This window comes from Shewanella sp. VB17, from assembly GCF_013248905.1.
Classification (GTDB): domain Bacteria; phylum Pseudomonadota; class Gammaproteobacteria; order Enterobacterales; family Shewanellaceae; genus Shewanella.
Genome location: NZ_JABRVS010000001.1, coordinates 3610931 through 3624144, shown reverse-complemented (window position 1 = coordinate 3624144; position 13214 = coordinate 3610931). Strand labels below are relative to the sequence as shown.

The following is a 13214-nucleotide window of genomic DNA, read 5'->3' as shown; positions in this document are numbered from 1 at the left end:
AGAGTGTGACTGTTAGCAATCATAAATATAAAAGTGACAGGTCATTCCATGAAAAAAAACCAATCTTTGTTAGCCAGAGTGGCTAATGGTAGCTTAGTGCTACAGATCCTATTTGGGATTATTTCTGGCATTGTTGTAGCCAGTTTGTCAGAAGGTGCTGCCGAAAGCGTCGCATTTTTAGGTGATTTATTTGTTAGCGCCTTAAAGGCAGTAGCCCCTATTTTGGTCTTTGTTCTCGTCGCAGCATCAATCGCGAATCAGAAAAAAAATGCTAAGACCAATATGCGTCCAATTGTGGTGCTTTATTTGTTTGGTACATTCGCTGCGGCACTTGTAGCCGTACTGCTCAGCTTTGCTTTTCCGGTTACCTTAGTTTTGGCGACAGGAGCTGAAGGCGCTACACCTCCAGAGGGGATCGCAGAAGTACTTAATACGTTACTTTTCAAACTTGTCGATAATCCCGTTAATGCTTTAATGACAGGGAATTATATTGGTATTTTAGCGTGGGCTGTGGGCTTAGGTTTAGCGCTGCATCACGCCAGTGACACAACAAAACAAGTGTTTAGTGATGTGAGTCATGGGATTTCGCAGATAGTGCGTTTCATTATTCGTTTAGCCCCTATTGGTATTTTCGGCTTAGTGGCATCGACATTTGCGAAAACGGGTTTTGCGGCCATTGCGGGTTATGGACAACTTTTGGCTGTGTTGCTCGGGGCCATGCTAATCATTGCTCTTGTTGTTAACCCATTGATTGTTTATGCTAAAATTAGACGTAACCCTTATCCTTTAGTGCTTACTTGTATCCGTGAAAGCGGCATTACAGCTTTCTTTACTCGTTCTAGTGCAGCGAATATTCCAGTAAACATGGCATTGTGTGAAAAACTTAAGTTGCATGAAGATACTTATTCAGTATCCATTCCACTGGGTGCGACCATTAATATGGCGGGGGCAGCGATCACCATTACTGTATTGACGCTTGCTGCTGTGAATACCATGGGGATAGAGATTGATATTTTTACGGCGATACTGCTGAGTGTTGTTGCAGCAGTCTCTGCTTGTGGAGCATCTGGTGTCGCTGGCGGATCTCTTTTGTTGATCCCATTAGCGTGTAGCTTGTTCGGGATCTCCAATGATATTGCGATGCAAGTGGTTGCCGTTGGGTTTATCATCGGTGTTATTCAAGATTCAGCCGAAACAGGTTTGAATAGCTCAACGGATGTAATATTTACTGCAGCAGCATGCGAAGCTGCAGAAAAGAGCAGGAAAGCATAACGTATACAGTATTTGCAGTATTAAACAGTGCCTAGTACCGAAAGTACTAGGCATTTTTTATGCCTGTATGACAGTGAGTTCTCTTGATTAAGAACACATGGGCAGTCTATGTCGTTTGCTAGCGTCACGTACGTTTCTCTTGAAGTCACATGGGTATGTAACGGGCAGTCATTATCATTACATAGATGAAATAGACAGAACTAACACGTTAACATGTGCGGGTAATAGGATTACTTAAAAGGATGTGAGCTAGTAAATGTTAATTCTTTTTGTGAATAAGGGTGAGCGATACTCAGTGTCATCGCGTGCAGACAAAGCCTATTAGATGCGGCTATTACCGCGTTATCTCCGTAAAAGTCATCACCTAAGATAGGGTGACCAATGGCCAACATGTGCAGTCTAAGTTGGTGAGTGCGGCCAGTGACTGGTTTTAACTCAACTAAGGTACTACTTTTGCGTTGTTCAATGACGTTATAATAGGTCTTAGAAGGTTTTCCATCATCCGCTATTTGTTGTAAAGGAGGGGATTGATGGTTAGGTTTTATGGCTAATTCAATCACATCGTGTGTTTTCTCTACATGTCCAGATACTTCAGCGATATAGGTTTTCTTACTCAAACGGTTTTGAAATTGTGTTTTGATATTTGATTCCGCTTTTTTGTTAAGTGCAAATACCATGATACCAGAGGTGGCGCAATCGAGCCTGTGCACCAAGATGGCTTCGGGGTAGCGCTGCAATAAGCGTGTTAATGCGCAATCGAACGTATTGTCAGCACGACCTGGATTTGAAAGTAATCCAGAAGGCTTATTAATCACAATGATGTCGCGGTCTTGATATCGAATGTCTAACCAAGGTATTGAAGGTGGGGTATATGTAAATATTTGCATGAGTTCTCCTATTGCCCAGTGATATTAGCAAATCTGAGTGCTCATTAGTATCGAAAATAGAGACTGTTTATGCATGACTGTGTCGATCCAGCTGTGCTAATTATGCCTACTTTTGATATCGAGGTATTGCGTTGGCGTTTGTTTTGCCCACATGCGGCTATATGCCATTAGTTGAGGATAAAAGGTTCTAAACGCTATCTCTATTTCAGTATCTAAGGCGGCAACCGCTTTAGTGGCCCCATTAAATATGTCAGGTGTTGAGATGCGCTTAGCCACAGACTCAATGGCTTGATTTAATCCTGTTCGGTTTTGATAGGCCATTAACCAATTTTCACTGCGAATTTTAGGGGCTATTAACTGTAGCTGTTTGGGCAGTTGTTCACATGCGTCAATGTCATCATAAGCCCGTTCTGAAAATAGCCCTAAACTCATGTTATGATACTCATCCCAATATTTGGCTAACATATGGTCGAACGCGAGATCAATGATAATGGGTGCAGCCCTTCTGAGTGAGCTGGGGAATGTTGTTAATAACTCTTTTGTTATTTCGTGACTATCCGTTAATTGGTCTATTTGTCTATGTAACCAGATCCCTTGTTGTAGGTGCTTAGGAAAGTCGGCAACATTTCCTTTAGCGAAATCTCCAGCTAAATTAGCAGCTAGCGAGGTTTTACTATTATCAGCGAGATGGAGGTGAGCGAGAAAGTTCATGGGATTGTTGGTCATGTTATCTTTGAAATACTCAACTGACAATACCATGCACCCCGATGCTAAGCGAGTTTTTGCTGGTATTAATTGACGAACAGTCGGCGCTGTTAATAGGCATGACGATGGTAAAGCATAAACTGATTGTTGATCTTAGGCTGCTCTACCAATAAACTAGCGCTCGATTTATGTTAAAATAGAGACTAACCATGCGCGTTACCGATTTTTCTTTTGCACTTCCTGATGAGCTGATCGCTCGTTACCCGACACCTGAACGTACTGCCTCTCGCTTATTATCTTTAGATGGTAATAGTGGTGAACTTGGTGATAATCAGTTTACCGATATTCTTGACAGGGTTAATAAAGGTGATCTTATGGTGTTTAATAACACTCGAGTGATCCCAGCACGCCTGTTTGGGCAAAAGGAAACGGGCGGTAAACTTGAAATTTTAGTTGAACGCATGCTCGACAATAAGCGCATATTAGCCCACGTTAGAAGTTCAAAATCCCCTAAAGTAGAGACAAAATTGTCTTTAGACGGCGGCTACCAGATGACAATGCTGGCTCGTCATGATGCCTTATTTGAACTTGAGCTTAATGATGATAAGACGATACTTGAAGTGTTAGAAGAGGTGGGGCATATGCCTTTACCCCCTTATATCGATCGTCCTGATGAAGATGCAGATAAAGAACGCTATCAAACCGTTTATAATGAAACCCCCGGGGCGGTTGCTGCACCGACAGCGGGATTGCACTTTGATAATGCGTTGTTAAGTCAGTTAAAAGAGAAAGGTGTAGAGACCGCTTTTGTAACTTTACATGTGGGCGCAGGGACATTTCAGCCTGTTAAAGTAGACAACATACTTGATCATAAGATGCATTCTGAATGGGCCGAAGTGTCTCAAGAGGTGGTTGATAAAATTGCACAGACAAAAGCGCAAGGTGGCCGAGTTATCGCTGTGGGCACAACATCGGTACGCTCCTTAGAAAGTGCGGCCAAAGCAAGCGAAGGTGAACTTCGCGCATTTTGTCGCGATACAGATATCTTCATTTACCCCGGTTATGAGTTCCAAGTGGTTGACGCCATGGTGACAAATTTTCACCTCCCAGAGTCAACCTTGATCATGCTCTTGAGTGCTTTTGCAGGCTTTGATGAAGTTAAAAACGCCTATCAACATGCGATTGAGCAAAAATACCGCTTTTTTAGCTATGGTGATGCCATGTTTGTGACTAAAAAAGCCAACTAAATAACCCAATTTGGTTTAAAATACTCGGCGACTTCATGCGGTCGCTGTTGGCTTCCATTTGAGCTTAAGGGTTGATTTATCATTATTTGCCCTTATTTATCGTATTTACTTAGGTTCATTGTTGGTGATGAGCTTATATATGTCAGACTGTTTATCTGACGAGGATATACAATGCAATTTGAATTAGATACAACCGATGGACGTGCCCGACGTGGACGTTTAGTGTTCGAACGTGGCACGGTGGAAACCCCCGCATTTATGCCTGTTGGCACGTATGGCACAGTGAAAAGCATGACGCCTGAAGAAGTGCGTGAAACTGGCGCCGACATTTTATTGGGTAACACCTTTCACCTTTGGCTTCGCCCAGGTGAAGAAGTGATGCGTAAGCATGGCGATCTACATGATTTTATGAATTGGCAGCGGCCAATTCTCACCGACTCTGGTGGATTTCAAGTTTTCAGCTTAGGGGATATTCGTAAGATAACCGAAGCTGGTGTGCATTTCCGTTCGCCAATTAATGGTGAGAAAATCTTCCTAGACCCAGAAAAGTCGATTCAGATCCAAAATTCATTAGGCAGTGATGTGGTGATGATTTTTGATGAATGCACACCTTACCCTGCCACCGAAGATGAAGCGCGTAAGTCGATGCAGATGTCATTGCGTTGGGCGCAACGTTCACGTGATGAGTTCAATAGACTAGAGAACCCTAATTCCTTGTTTGGTATTATTCAAGGTGGTGTGTACGAAGATTTACGTGACGAAAGCCTTAAAGGGCTCATCAGTATCGGTTTCGACGGTTATGCGGTTGGCGGTTTAGCTGTCGGTGAGCCTAAAGAAGACATGCATCGCATTCTTGAGCATGTATGTCCGCAGATCCCAACCGATAAACCGCGCTATTTGATGGGAGTTGGTAAGCCTGAAGATTTAGTTGAAGGTGTTCGACGTGGTGTCGACATGTTTGACTGCGTTATGCCCACTCGTAATGCCCGTAATGGTCATCTGTTTACCAGTGAAGGGGTGATTAAAATACGTAATGCTCGCCACCGTGATGACACCGCCACACTTGATGAAAAGTGTGATTGTTATACCTGTAAGCATTACTCAAGGGCATACCTTTACCACTTAGATCGCTGTAATGAAATTTTGGGTGCTCGTTTAAACACCATTCACAATCTTAGGTACTACCAAAGATTGATGGAAGGTTTGCGTGGCGCCATCGAGACAGGTACATTAGAGGCCTTTGTTAAGGAATTCTATACTAGCCAAGGACGAGAAGTCCCTGAAGTGCCAGAATAAATCAATTAATTTTACACTGACAATAAGAAGAGAACACTATGTTAATTTCAAATGCATACGCAGCAGACGCTTCTGCAACCGGCGCCGGCGGTACCATGGAACTTGTTTTCATGCTGGCGATATTTGGGCTTATTTTTTACTTCATGATATTTCGCCCACAATCAAAGCGTGTGAAAGAGCATAAAAACCTCATGGGTTCTTTGGGCAAGGGCGATGAAGTCCTCACGACTGGTGGTATTTTGGGTAAAATAGCTAAAATTAACGAAGAAAACGACTACGTGTTGTTATCGCTTAATGAAGCGACTGAAATCACAATCAAAAAGGATTACATAGCGGCCGTATTGCCAAAAGGCTCTATTAAGTCACTTTAAGCCAAGAGGGCGATGGTGTGTTAAATAAATATCCAATGTGGAAGAACTTAATGGTGGTGATGATCATCGCTGTGGGTTTTTTCTATGCGATCCCAAACCTCTTCGGGGAAGACTACGCTGTTCAGGTCGTGGCTAGCCGAGGCGCTGAGGTGACAGCTAAGACACAGTCGACAGTTAACGACATTTTAGCCAGTAAAAATATCACAGTGACCCGTTCTGAACTTGAAAATGGTCAATTATTGGTGCGTGTTGCTAATAGTGAAGAACAACTGTTAGCGAAAGAAGCGATTGTCGAATCCCTAGGTGATAAATACATCGTCGCGTTAAATTTAGCGCCAGATACACCTGATTGGCTAGCGTCAATGGGCGGCAGTCCAATGAAGTTAGGGTTGGATCTTCGTGGTGGTGTGCATTTCTTAATGGAAGTGGACATGGGTGAAGCCGTTCATAAGATGACAGAAGCGAAAATGTCAGATTTTAGAACAGATCTTCGTGCTGAAAAAATTCGGTATTCCGGAATAACCAATAGCGACAAAGGGATTGAGATCAAGTTTCGCGATGCTGACAACTTAGCCAAAGCCGAACGTTTTTTAAAGACACGCGGCAATGATATGGTATTTAAAGATGCCTCATCAGGCGAGCGTCACTTGCTTATAGCAAATCTCAGTGACGATTACATTAAGCAAGTCAAAGAAGAAGCATTGCAGCAAAACATCACCACGCTGCGAAATCGTGTCAATGAGCTAGGTGTTGCAGAGCCTGTGGTTCAGCGCCAAGGTGCAGAACGTATTATTGTTGAGTTACCCGGTGTTCAAGACACGGCTCGCGCTAAAGATATTTTAGGGGCTACTGCGTCAATTGAGTTTCACATGGTCGATGATAATGGTGATGCATCAAGTGGCAGGGTTTCTTCTCGCTCGCAGATATACAATCGACGCAGTGGCGGGCAAGTTGTATTGCAAAAAGCCGTGATGTTGACCGGTGACCATATTCAAGGGGCACAGCCCAGTTTTGATGAATACAGTCGACCTCAGGTAAGCATTAACTTAGATGCTAAAGGCGGTTCTATCTTTTCAAATGTGACTAAGGATAACATTGGTAACCCAATGGCGACTTTATTCATTGAGTATAAAGATGTTGGCGATAAAAATCCTGATGGCAGCATCAAGATGAAAAAAATTGAAGAAGTGATCTCGGTGGCGACCATCCAAGCACGCCTTGGTCGTAACTTTGTGATCACAGGCCTTGAACATGCCGAAGCACAGAACTTAGCTTTATTACTGCGTGCCGGTGCGTTAATTGCCCCTGTGACGATAGTAGAAGAACGCACAATTGGTCCGAGTTTAGGGGCTGAGAATATCCAAAATGGCGTGCAAGCCATGATCTGGGGAATGGCGGTAGTATTGCTGTTCATGCTGGTGTATTACCGAGGTTTTGGTCTCATTGCCAATTTAGCCCTTACGGCTAACCTTGTGATGGTTGTTGGCGTGATGTCAATGATCCCCGGCGCTGTTCTGACGCTACCAGGTATTGCAGGTATGGTATTGACCGTCGGTATGGCTGTTGATGGCAACGTACTCATCTACGAGCGTATTCGTGAAGAGCTACGTAACGGTCGCAGTGTCCAACAAGCCATTCATGAAGGTTATGGCAATGCGTTTTCGACGATTGCCGATGCCAACATCACCACGTTTATGACCGCACTTATCTTATTTGCTGTGGGCACGGGTGCGGTGAAAGGTTTTGCTGTCACACTGATGATAGGCATTGCGACGTCTATGTTTACCTCTATCGTGGGGACTCGCTCAATAGTTAACGCTATTTGGGGTGGTAAACGCGTTAATAAACTGTCCATATAAGGAGGCTCGATTATGTTTCAGATTTTATCAATAAAAGGCACGATCAACTTCCTTCGTCATGCTGTGCCAATCAGTATGCTCTCTTTGGTATTGGTCAGTGGCTCTCTGATCTCGCTTGCCACCAAAGGGATCAATTGGGGGCTGGATTTTACCGGCGGTACGGTTGTTGAATTAGAATTTTCTAACCCCATTGATTTAGAGACGCTGCGTGCGAAATTAACCAGTGAAGAAACGGATGGGGCAGTGGTGCAGAACTTTGGTTCTAGTCGCGATATTTTAACGCGTCTGCCTGTTAAAGCCGCAGTGGCGACTGACATTCAAGTGGCTCAGGTCATGGAGGCTGCCACAGCACTGGACCCACAAGTGATTCAAAAACGAGTTGAAGTGGTTGGCCCACAAATAGGCAAAGAATTGGCAGAGCAAGGGGGATTAGCTGTATTAGTCGCGCTTATCTGTATTCTTATCTATGTCTCGTTCCGGTTCGAATGGCGTTTAGCGGTTGGCTCTGTTGCGGCATTGGCCCATGATGTGATCATTACATTAGGGGTGTTTTCTTTATTCCAATTAGACTTTGATTTAACCGTGCTAGCGGGTGTATTGACGGTCGTGGGTTATTCCCTTAATGATACGATAGTAGTATTTGACCGTATCCGAGAAAATTTCCTTAAGATGCGCAAGGGCGAGCCTGAAGAGATAGTCAACACCTCAATTACTCAAACCTTGAGCCGCACGATTATCACCACAGGCACCACGTTAATCGTTGTCATCGCATTATTCCTTAAGGGCGGCACCATGATCCATGGTTTTGCGACAGCCTTATTAATGGGGATATTTGTCGGTACCTTCTCATCAATTTATGTGGCAAGCTTTTTGGCGATTAAGCTCGGCATTAATCGTGAGCACATGATGCCAGTTGAGATTGAAAAAGAGGGCGCAGATCAAGAAGCGTTAACTTAACACGTGAATAGAAGATGCTAATGAAAAGCCACCTCCGGGTGGCTTTTTTTTTGCCATTTTTTTGCATGCCTTGCGTTAAGCATCTTTGCCTTACACAAGACCCCACATGAGCAGATAAGTAGCAGATAAGAATCGGACAAGACCGCCATCGGAAACTAGACTATCTTTAGCACAGGTCGACTATCTTGAAAAACAGCGCGCCTAGATGATAGATGATAGATGATAGAGACAGGAAGATGGTCGCCAAAGAGCTGGAGGTACGGTTAAGTGAGCTTCCGTGAATAAATAACAGGCTTAAAGCGTTAGATTTCGTCGAGAGAAATGATATTACAGGGGAAGTTAGAAGAGGGAATTTAAGAAATTGATTTACATCAATATTAATACAATAAAAACCTGCTATGACTTTGTTTTTATAATGGTGTTCCTTTCATGTTCTACACTTTGCTAACTAATGGATAGCAATGAATATTTAATAAGGATTATTTATGGAATTTAATAGTAGCTTAGTTGGAAAAATCGTAGATCCTATACATGGAATTATTAGGTTAAGTGAATTAGAGGTAGATGTTATTGATCACCCTTTATTTCAAAGGCTTAGAAATATAAAACAAAATACATTTGTATATAAGGTCTTTCCGTCTGCAATGCACAGCAGGTTTGAACATTCTCTAGGCGTTATGCATTTGTCATATGAGATATTTAAAAACTTAATGCTCAATTCACATAGATGTAAGTCTGCAGATGTTAATATATTTAAGGGTATCACAGATATCGACGAAAAACATATTCAGGAACTAAGATTGGCAGCACTTTTACATGATATTGGTCACGGGCCTATGTCCCATGACTTTGATAGTATAATGTGCAAAAAAGGATACTTAAAGGATGCGTTAGGAGATGATTTTGATGATGTTTTTAATATGACTGACTCAAAAATAACGCATGAGCACGTTTCAATTATTTTAATAAAGATAATATTTAAAACTATTTCGACAGAAAAAGCCAACCTTGTAAATATTGATAACATAATAAAGATGATTGAAAGCGGATATAAAGATAAAAAAATTGATGTAACAGTAAATGATAGTGTGTTTGACATGCTGCCACTGTTCACATCTATTATATCTTCTTGTCCACTTGATGCTGATAGAATGGATTATTTGTTAAGGGATAGTTACTTTGCTGGAGTAAAGTGTGGAGTATATGACTATGACAGATTATTTATGTCTATTATTCCAATAATGGAAAATAATAAAGTATTTCTGGCATATAAAGAAAGTGGTATTGATTCATTAGTTGATTTTATAAACTCAAGAGCGAGCCTTTTTATGCAAGTTTATTATCATAAAACTAATAGAATATTTTCAACCATGTTTAGTACAGCATGTAATATAGTTAAACCGCCTAAGAATGATTCAAATAAAACTTTGGATTTATTTGAATTTAAAAATAATAGTCCAGAATATAATTTAGAAATATTTGAAAAGTTTTACATAGATAACTCCGATGCCTTTTTTTTACGTGAAACTCTGCCTAATTTGGCAAGTGAAAGTGCAAAGGAAAGAATTGACCCAATATTACAAAGATTGATTGAAAGAAAGCCGTGGGTAAAGGTTTATGAATCTATAAGGTATAATGACTCGGCAGAAATAAACGACACCGAAAATGAAGATTTCGTAAAAAAAATTGAAGGATGAGCTGACAAGTTTAATAACGGGCTTTAATACAGATGATTTTGGTGTTGATATAATATCAATTAATCCATTTAAAGGTATTGGGAAAACAAAGATAAAGTTATTTACTAAAGATGAATATGAAAAAGGCGACGCCAAGTTTATTTCAGAAAGTGGAGAAGTATTTAATAGGTATCAATCAATAAAGTATATTATAAGAGTTTTTCTTTGTGAGGAAAAAAAGTTTAAGTTGAATGAAAGTATCATTAACGATATTAAACTTGCGGAAAATAAATTTGTTGCAAAGTGGATTAAATAAAATCAGCTTTTATTGTTAATACCTATAAAATTAATCCCAAACCGTACCCGTTAACGAGTACGGTTTTTATGCCTGCTTCTCTCCCTTTTTCTCTGCGCGTATAACCTTGTCTCAGCTCTTATTTTATAGAGAATAATCACCTTGTGACAGGTCATAATCATACGCTGTGAAGCGTTCACTTTCCGTTTAAGCTCTCTTTAAGCGCTAACATGCTCAACAAATACCTTGAAAAACACCGACCTTGCTATGCTGGCAACGTTGCGGTCATCACTGTTTACTGCCTGAGCCTATTTCCCTTGTGTGTCATCACTGTTTACTGCCTGAGTCTATTTCCCCCTGTGTCATCATTGTTTACTGCCTGAGTCTATTTCCCTCCTGTGTCATCACTGTTTACTGCCTGAGCCTATTTCCTCGGTGTCAGCAGTGGGGTAGCCCCACTCTATTGTCTTATTCATTGCCTTATCCATTGTCTTATTCGTTGGCATTGTGGTTTTTAGGGCTCGACAGGTTTGCCTATTTCGCATTAGGATATTGATTGGGCTCTCGTTACTGAGAGGTAAGTGATAAATAAGCTGGCAATATTACGGAGTCAAGATGCAAGAATGTGATCGCATGGTCGCGGGTGGGGATCTGCTTGAGGCCCACACTTGGAAACGAGCATCTTGAAGTGGCTTGGGTATAAGGTACAATTGAAAGGTGAAGTGCTATTAGGTGGGATTGGTGAGCTGCCGACAAGCTTACACAATGTTGAGTTATGGGTGCCAGCGTCACAATATGCGCAGGCGAAAGCACAACTTGAGTCACTCAATACTGCAGGCCCCCAATGGCAATGTCCTCAATGTCATGAAATAAATGAAGGCAGTTTTGAGGTTTGCTGGCAATGCAGTACTGAAAAGTGTCTTTAGTCGCGGGTGTATTGCTATGCAGGTCATTATATAATGAGCTTCTATTGAGTTAATTACGGAGCATGTGTAGTGCAATATTTTCCTTTATTCGTGGATACAACACAATTAAACGTACTCTTGATTGGTGCGGGTGACGTCGCGAGTCGAAAGCTAGAGTTATTGAGCAGAACGCAGGCGAACATATGCGTCATTGCTATTGATGTTGCCCCAGACATACAAGCGTATGCGGACAGTAAACGTATTACGCTGCTTCAGCGGGCCGTGGCTGATGAGGATATTGAAAATGTCGATCTGATTTATTTAGCGACGGCCAATGAGGCGTTAAATGCACGTTTGGCGCATTTAGCCACAGCTCAAGGTCGCTGGGTGAATGTTGTCGATAGTCCTGAGCTTTGTCGTTTCATTACCCCTTCGATTATCGACCGAGGACGATTGCAAATTGCGATCAGTACTGGCGGTGCTGCGCCGATATTTGCCCGAGAGTTACGGTCGCGTTTAGAGTCTTGGCTGCCTTATTCATTGACGAGTTTGTTTGATTTTGTGGCCGAGCGGCGCAAAGAAGTGCAACAGAGATTAGTGTCATTTAAGGAGCGAAAACTTTTTTGGGAGCATTTTTTTAAGGCTAATGGCGATAAATTTGATGATAACACAGCGCAATGCTACGAAGATTCATTTTTAAATCTTATCAGTGACGGTGACATTTTATTGATTGATGATAAGACGCCGATCACCTTATTACCCATCGCGGCGATGCCTTTATTGCAGAAGTTGGATCACATTTTTGCTGATCAAACATTACCTTTAGCACTCAATGAACTGGTTAGGCGAGATGCCACTCGATCCGCTTTGACAGCGACGAGTGATTTAACTGTCCTTCTTGAGAAAGGCGCGCGCAATCTTATTTATGCAGATAAAGAGACTATTTTACAGCTAAAAGCTGACTTGCCTATGGCCAAATACTTAACGGCTGGTTCACTTTAATTGGCGACTTTTCTCGTCATATAGTGACAAATCGTGACAGTAAAATGTGAAGTACGTGTGATCTCCTTCATTATTGAACATTAATGAGGGGGATGAGGGGGGGATGTGTTTATCAAAGGTATACTTGATGGTTTTTTAGGGTACACTGGCGCTAATAATGTATAGATAAAAGCAGTTATGGCAACTAAAGCTACGGTTTATAAAGTCAATTTACAGATAGCAGATATTGATCGCGGTTATTACCAAGATCATCATGTGACTCTTGCTCAGCATCCGTCGGAAACCGACTCGAGAATGATGCTTCGTTTGTTGGCATTTGCAATGAATGCCAGTGACACCTTGGAATTCAGTAAAGGGATGTGTGTTGAAGATGAGCCTGAGTTATGGGAAAAGTCACTCATTGGTGATATAGATCTTTGGATAGATTTTGGCCAAAGTGATGAAAAATGGATAAGAAAGGCGTGTGGCCGTGCCAAGCAGGTTCAGTTATTTACCTATGGTGGCCGTAGTGTCCCTATTTGGTGGCAACAGAATGAACAACACTTTAATCGCTATCAAAATCTTAAGGTGTGGAATATCCCAGAAGGCGCGGTTAAAGAGATGGGAGAACTGGTGAGCAGAAGCATGAAATTACAATACAATATTAGCGAAGGGCAAGTGTGGCTATCCAATGATGATGCCAGCGTGCTCATTGAGCCTGAGTGTTTAAAAGAATAAAGTCATTATTGCCGTTAAACAGCAA

The 13214-nt window shown here is 41.9% G+C and carries 12 protein-coding genes and 1 pseudogene; 11 read left to right on the top strand and 2 right to left on the bottom strand.

All coding sequences use genetic code 11. From position 1 onward, the window contains the following. Positions 1–48: 48 nt before the first annotated feature. Complete coding sequence (gene sstT, locus HQQ94_RS15615; protein WP_173295287.1) at positions 49–1272, top strand: serine/threonine transporter SstT; 1224 nt, start codon at positions 49–51, stop codon at positions 1270–1272. Positions 1273–1502: 230 nt separating this feature from the next. Here sstT and HQQ94_RS15610 read toward each other — a convergent pair whose 3' ends face one another. Together HQQ94_RS15610 and HQQ94_RS15605 are read right to left on the bottom strand one after the other, a co-directional pair. After that, positions 1503–2159, bottom strand: a complete 657-nt coding sequence (locus tag HQQ94_RS15610) for an RluA family pseudouridine synthase (RefSeq protein ID WP_173295286.1) — start codon at positions 2157–2159, stop codon at positions 1503–1505. A gap of 96 nt (positions 2160–2255) precedes the next feature. Further along, the gene (locus HQQ94_RS15605; RefSeq protein ID WP_173296674.1) at positions 2256–2870 is read right to left on the bottom strand and encodes an ACP phosphodiesterase; all 615 of its coding nucleotides are present in this window, start codon (positions 2868–2870) and stop codon (positions 2256–2258) included. Between the two features lie 203 nt (positions 2871–3073). On the opposite strand from HQQ94_RS15605, the gene queA reads away from it, so the two are divergent. The 10 genes and pseudogenes from queA (at position 3074) to HQQ94_RS15555 (ending at position 13189) form a co-directional block, all read left to right on the top strand. Next, positions 3074–4111, top strand: a complete 1038-nt coding sequence (gene queA, locus HQQ94_RS15600) for a tRNA preQ1(34) S-adenosylmethionine ribosyltransferase-isomerase QueA (protein WP_173295285.1) — start codon at positions 3074–3076, stop codon at positions 4109–4111. Positions 4112–4282: 171 nt separating this feature from the next. Beyond that, positions 4283–5407: a tRNA guanosine(34) transglycosylase Tgt gene (tgt, locus tag HQQ94_RS15595; protein ID WP_173295284.1), complete on the top strand. Its 1125-nt coding sequence runs from the start codon at positions 4283–4285 to the stop codon at positions 5405–5407. Between the two features lie 38 nt (positions 5408–5445). Next, the gene (gene yajC / locus HQQ94_RS15590) at positions 5446–5778 is read left to right on the top strand and encodes a preprotein translocase subunit YajC (protein ID WP_173295283.1); all 333 of its coding nucleotides are present in this window, start codon (positions 5446–5448) and stop codon (positions 5776–5778) included. 17 nt (positions 5779–5795) lie between these two features. Next, positions 5796–7637 (top strand): protein translocase subunit SecD, encoded by a 1842-nt coding sequence (gene secD / locus HQQ94_RS15585; protein ID WP_173295282.1) that lies wholly within the window; start codon positions 5796–5798, stop codon positions 7635–7637. Positions 7638–7649: 12 nt separating this feature from the next. After that, on the top strand, positions 7650–8594 hold the full coding sequence (gene secF, locus HQQ94_RS15580) for a protein translocase subunit SecF (protein ID WP_173295281.1): 945 nt from the start codon (positions 7650–7652) through the stop codon (positions 8592–8594). Positions 8595–9079: 485 nt separating this feature from the next. Beyond that, positions 9080–10291 (top strand): HD domain-containing protein, encoded by a 1212-nt coding sequence (locus tag HQQ94_RS15575; RefSeq protein WP_173295280.1) that lies wholly within the window; start codon positions 9080–9082, stop codon positions 10289–10291. Then, positions 10281–10586, top strand: a complete 306-nt coding sequence (locus tag HQQ94_RS15570; RefSeq protein WP_173295279.1) for a hypothetical protein — start codon at positions 10281–10283, stop codon at positions 10584–10586. The genes HQQ94_RS15575 and HQQ94_RS15570 overlap by 11 nt, the downstream gene beginning before the upstream one ends. A 594-nt stretch (positions 10587–11180) precedes the next feature. Further along, positions 11181–11491, top strand: a pseudogene (locus HQQ94_RS15565) (putative signal transducing protein). Positions 11492–11560: 69 nt separating this feature from the next. Further along, positions 11561–12472 carry a bifunctional precorrin-2 dehydrogenase/sirohydrochlorin ferrochelatase gene (locus tag HQQ94_RS15560; RefSeq protein WP_173295278.1) on the top strand — a complete coding sequence of 304 codons (912 nt, stop codon included), beginning with the start codon at positions 11561–11563 and terminating at the stop codon, positions 12470–12472. Between the two features lie 177 nt (positions 12473–12649). Further along, positions 12650–13189 carry a YaeQ family protein gene (locus tag HQQ94_RS15555; protein WP_173295277.1) on the top strand — a complete coding sequence of 180 codons (540 nt, stop codon included), beginning with the start codon at positions 12650–12652 and terminating at the stop codon, positions 13187–13189. The last annotated feature ends 25 nt before the right edge of the window (positions 13190–13214 follow it).

Coding starts and splice junctions, on each gene's coding strand:
- sstT (WP_173295287.1), top strand. CDS start 49: ATGAAAAAAAACCAATCTTTGTTAGCCAGAGTGGCTAATGGTAGCTTA.
- HQQ94_RS15610 (WP_173295286.1), bottom strand. CDS start 2,159: ATGCAAATATTTACATATACCCCACCTTCAATACCTTGGTTAGACATT.
- HQQ94_RS15605 (WP_173296674.1), bottom strand. CDS start 2,870: ATGAACTTTCTCGCTCACCTCCATCTCGCTGATAATAGTAAAACCTCG.
- secF (WP_173295281.1), top strand. CDS start 7,650: ATGTTTCAGATTTTATCAATAAAAGGCACGATCAACTTCCTTCGTCAT.
- HQQ94_RS15555 (WP_173295277.1), top strand. CDS start 12,650: ATGGCAACTAAAGCTACGGTTTATAAAGTCAATTTACAGATAGCAGAT.
- tgt (WP_173295284.1), top strand. CDS start 4,283: ATGCAATTTGAATTAGATACAACCGATGGACGTGCCCGACGTGGACGT.
- HQQ94_RS15575 (WP_173295280.1), top strand. CDS start 9,080: ATGGAATTTAATAGTAGCTTAGTTGGAAAAATCGTAGATCCTATACAT.
- queA (WP_173295285.1), top strand. CDS start 3,074: ATGCGCGTTACCGATTTTTCTTTTGCACTTCCTGATGAGCTGATCGCT.
- yajC (WP_173295283.1), top strand. CDS start 5,446: ATGTTAATTTCAAATGCATACGCAGCAGACGCTTCTGCAACCGGCGCC.